The 4,707-nt window shown below is 39.3% G+C and carries 5 protein-coding genes; all 5 read right to left on the reverse strand.

Annotation, left to right across the window (positions count from 1 at the left end; all coding sequences use genetic code 11):
• The coding region (locus AC6F8J_RS10365) for a type II secretion system protein (RefSeq protein WP_500723158.1) at positions 1–347 on the reverse strand (347 nt) is incomplete at its 3' end.
• 8 nt (positions 348–355) lie between these two features.
• Positions 356–1,270, reverse strand: coding sequence for a prepilin-type N-terminal cleavage/methylation domain-containing protein (locus AC6F8J_RS10370; RefSeq protein WP_500723160.1), 915 nt, complete (start codon positions 1,268–1,270; stop codon positions 356–358).
• Positions 1,271–2,341, reverse strand: coding sequence for a hypothetical protein (locus tag AC6F8J_RS10375; RefSeq protein ID WP_500723162.1), 1,071 nt, complete (start codon positions 2,339–2,341; stop codon positions 1,271–1,273).
• Positions 2,341–3,921, reverse strand: a complete 1,581-nt coding sequence (gene pilM / locus AC6F8J_RS10380) for a pilus assembly protein PilM (protein WP_500723164.1) — start codon at positions 3,919–3,921, stop codon at positions 2,341–2,343. Before pilM ends, AC6F8J_RS10375 begins: the two co-directional genes overlap by 1 nt.
• A gap of 78 nt (positions 3,922–3,999) precedes the next feature.
• On the reverse strand, positions 4,000–4,707 hold a 708-nt coding region (locus AC6F8J_RS10385), incomplete at its 5' end, for a prepilin peptidase (protein ID WP_500723166.1).

Below are 4,707 nucleotides of genomic sequence, written 5' to 3' on the forward strand. Positions count from 1 at the left end.
ACATAAGTTATGCTGCTATTAATACCAACAAATGGGGGTATGTTGTTCTCATCTTGTAACATGGCATCGATTTCATTTAAGATGATTTTAATATCATCATCCGTATTGGCAATGGCTTCGTTTATAGACATCTCTACAAGCTTACCTACGCGGGCATAGACCTGATCAATACCGGATTCAGCATAGTACAAGGTTTTCTTGATTCGATTGTCATTATGTTTCATATTGATGTTCATTAAGGACATGGATAATAAGGCTGTACCCAACATGGCTAAAATGGCCACGGTGATGACAACAAATAATAATGTAGAACCTTTTTGATTGTTCAATTTATCCAATAGTCTCATATGATCACCTACTCGCTTATCTTGGTGGTTGTATAAGTACCCAGTTTTTTACCGGAATACGTGTCAAAAATCTCAACTTTTATGCCTAGGATTCTACGATCATAAGTATCAACCGCATTCAGATTCCGACTAATACTGACAGAGCCACTTATAATATTGGTGGTTGCCTTTACCGTATTGGTGTCCTCTTCATAGAAATACAACTTAATCGTCTGGGGTAAATTACTTTTTATATCTATTCTGGTTGTCATGGGCGTCCCAACACGACCTTCTCCCATAAGAAGTCTTATTACCGGATCAGTGGATGGCGCCGTTATGCTAAAACGGCTATCAATTGAACCGCCACCACTTGTCAACTGATCAAAATAGTCTAAAGTGATGGTTTTTGCATCACGGTCACCACGAATTCGAATAACTCTATCCGTACTAGAAGTTGGTGTTTGTGGATACGTCATCTGATTGCCACTGCTCGTATCGGTTAAGATAACCGTGTTCATATAACCACTAGGGATATCTACGATAATATCAGCATCCGGCATTGGGTTCGGTGTTGGTAAAGCAAAAGCGTTTATATCCACACTTGTATCATAGGACAGTACAGCCCTATATCCCTTTGGCAGTGGTGTTAACACCATTAGATCATAGGTATCTTGTGTAAATGAATCATTGATTTCTATGCTTGTATTGACGCCAAATACAGATGCAAAATCAGAAAACTCTTTTGCTTTTAAGGCTTCAAGGTATTCTTGTCCCAGGCCATTGGCCACCAATTGTTTTCTTGTTTCTACAGTTGTACCGATGGTTTGAGTAAAAACCATTGAAATAGGAATCATGGCAGCACCAACAATGGCAATGGTGACCAATGCCTCTACAAGGGAAAAACCGCTATTGGATTTTAATTTGTTCCACCATGATTTTATCATTTAATTCACTTCGCCTTCTGTGGAAACAATGTTGAGTCTGGGATTCGTGGGGTCTTCTTCGATTTTATTAATATATAATGGTAATTGGGTTTGATTTACAATGGTAAGGTTCATCCCAACAAGGTCATTGGCATCCACACGTTTAGACGCATATAAATCTAACTCAAGAGCTTGTCCCACTTCAAAGGCTTGTCTGCTTTTTGTGGTACCATTCATGACGTAAGTAGCATAATAATTGCCATTTTCAATAAAAATCCTAAGGTTGGCCTGTACCACACCATCCACATCGCCTGTTACATAACTTCTTTGACCGGGGTCATTGGTAAGGCCTATGACTTGTGCATAGCCATCTGCTCTGGTTGGTTTTAGAGCGATGAACAAATCACCGGTTCCGTCACTTACACGATTGGTGACTGTTTGTGGGGTAATACGTAGATTGGGAGAATCAAAAGGTTGTACTTTACCTTTGGGTACGGTATCAAAGATGACCGGCTCAACTTCTCGCTTCGCACCTACAAGACCATACATGTTCATCACCAAGGTGGTGGTAATCTTATTCTCCTCTTCTAAGAGGTTCATGCTGAGATTGGTCAATACGGTACGGTCTTCGTAATTGCCGATGTACCTTAAAAATGCCTTTAAATCTGTATAACTAAGGTCTAAGTTAGAAACCACATTTTGCCTAATGGCCATTTCCGTGGTATCATCGTTCTCCTCATTGCTATAAGCTAAGGTCTCAACATTAGAAAAGGTTACATTGCCAAAGTTAATATCCGAAAAAGTATCTTCGATGTCAAAAAGCAATTTAAAAGCGCGCTCTTGTGTCAGTTCTGCCGGTAATACTTCTTGGATTGCCTCGATGCGTGTCTGAGCGACTTCCGTCTCTTCCAGATAAAAAGGCATTTTTTCGTATTCTACTCTAAGGGTTGCTGCCCTTTCCTCAATGGTGATGATTTCATCTTCTAAAGCTTGTTTTTTAATGGTAATAGGTCGATACACTGCATAGTATAGAATAAGCCCTATAATAGCAATGCCCAAAATCCCTAATAACCGTTTATCTCTATTACTCATTATTCCACCTCCTGAACATAATCACAGGCAATGGAAAAGGCATAGTAAGAATTACCTGCCGTAGAGCCTTCAACTTCCGAGAAGCTGGGTACATAAACCTGACTAAAAACAAGTTCATTATTAAGGGTCATGTTTTTTAAGATGGTAATAAAATTAACCATGGTGAGCTTGTCCGATGCAATACAGGAAATAAGAATGCCTTCTTCTGAATTGTTCATGGTTAGATAGCTGACACTTGTAGGTATCTCTGCTTCCATCTTTTCCAAGAGATCTGCCATGATTTCCGTTGTCGATGAAGATGTGCCTATAATAGATTCATGAAAGGTCAAGGATGTCATGGTTTGGTTATAGTCTTCTAGTACCACTTCTGCAATCTGTTTCTCTTCGATCTCAGCCAGAAGGTTTTCTTTCTCTTTTTCTAGTTTTCTAAGACCTGCAAAAGGTAAATAAACCGCCACGGCTAATAAAACAATAGCCAATAGTGCCAGCTCCAACTTTAGACGTCTGGATACTTTCATCTTATCTTTGTTCAGAACATGAATAGGTAAAAGGTTCATTTCTGAATAAATGGCACCAATACAGTTGGAATAAAAAACGCTGTTCTTCACATACCCATCATCATTGGCAACCACTTTCGGGTTCTCACTTAAAATAGTACACGTCATATTAAAATATCGTTCAATGTACTGCGCGATACCGTTAATGCCTGTACCACCACCAACAAGATAGATGTGTTCGATGCTGTCCTTGTTTCTGGAGGCATAATAATCCATCAGTCTGGCAACACCGTTTAAGATCTGGTTCAGCGCTGATGAGACATCATTACTGAGAAAGTCATTGGTCTCCGGTTCATGGTTTAATAAAGTTTGTTCAGAAGCAATCTTCATGGCTTCCTTAAGATCAACACCAAAATGGTTTTGTATACTATTGTTTATGACCTTGGTGCCATAAACCAGATTACGGTTGAACTTCACAACCTTCTTATTCATAACGGTGACCATGGTACTTTCACTACCTAGATCTAGAAGCATATAGGTCTTATCCATATCCAGGTGACTGGCGAAATTAATAATACTGTTGCCACCATAGTCAATGCCTCTAATCCTTAGCTTTAAGGACTCAGCCAACTCTACATACCCTTCCATTAGCGAGGTTAACGCTGCTACAAGGTTGACCTTGGCTTGCATACCATCGCCTAGGTCCACTCGGTCAATAATTCTATAATCCAGAGTATATTCTGTTAGATTTACTGGGAAATACTCATCTGCATTCATACGAATCAATGTGTTCAACTTCTTAACTGGCAGATCCGGCAAATCAACCTCTCTGGTAATAATCTTACTGGAAGCCACTGTAAAAATCACATCTTTTGTTTTGATGCCTTTTTCTCGTAAAGCCGCACCAATCACATCTCCAATATCTGTAACACTATTAATAACACCATCACTAATGACGTTTTCCGGTGTGTTAAGGAGTATACTATGTTCTATTTTTATGGTGTCTTTTTTTCTGATGTAGTCGATTAACTTAATTTTTTCATTTCCAATATCAATGGAAAGCCCTCTGTTTGGATAACTCACTTGACCCCTCCTACCCAATTCAATCAATTATACTTCTATTTGCATAATAGTAATTCATTTTCTCTGGTCTGTCTTTTTTTATCCAAAGACAAGTCCAATATACCAATTAATAATCGGTTCACCAAAAAGCATGGCCGTCATAATACCTGTGGCCAAAAAAGGTCCAAAAGGTATAGCTTGTCTTGGTTTAATCATCTTAAATACAATAAGGCCTATACCAATAACCGATCCAACAACAGACCCAATCATTAAAGCCAGTAATATCTTATCCCACCCAAGTAAGAGTCCTGCCGCCGCCATCAGCTTAATGTCCCCCATACCCATGCCGTTTTTCACCATGAGACTAAGAAGAATGAGTATACTACTGACAGCAAAAAAACCTATGATATGTCGGATGTAGTCTCCGGTTAGAAACATCTGAGTGACGCCTAAGATTAGAATAAAGACTACCAGACCATTAGGAATGATCTTGTGCCTTAGATCAATCATGAAGACCACCAACAAGGCTGAGAACAACAAACATGCAATCACCGTTTGCCAGGATAGACCTAAGTATAGATAAATACCCAAATAGGCTGCTCCGTTGAGCAGCTCTATTATTGGGTATTGCAAAGATATTTTTGTCTGACATGACCGGCACTTGCCGCCAAGGAAGATGTAGCTCAGTAAAGGTATCAGATCATACCACTTTAATATGTAGCCACACTTGGGACAATGAGAACGGTCAAAGGTAATACTTTCATGCAAGGGTATCCTCAAGATACATACATTTAGGAAGGAACCGAT

It is taken from the genome of Petrocella sp. (assembly GCF_059865615.1).

What these genes read in the sequence shown, in the direction of transcription:
- AC6F8J_RS10370 (WP_500723160.1), bottom strand. Translation starts at nt 1,270, where the DNA reads ATGATAAAATCATGGTGGAACAAATTAAAATCCAATAGCGGTTTTTCC.
- AC6F8J_RS10375 (WP_500723162.1), bottom strand. Translation starts at nt 2,341, where the DNA reads ATGAGTAATAGAGATAAACGGTTATTAGGGATTTTGGGCATTGCTATT.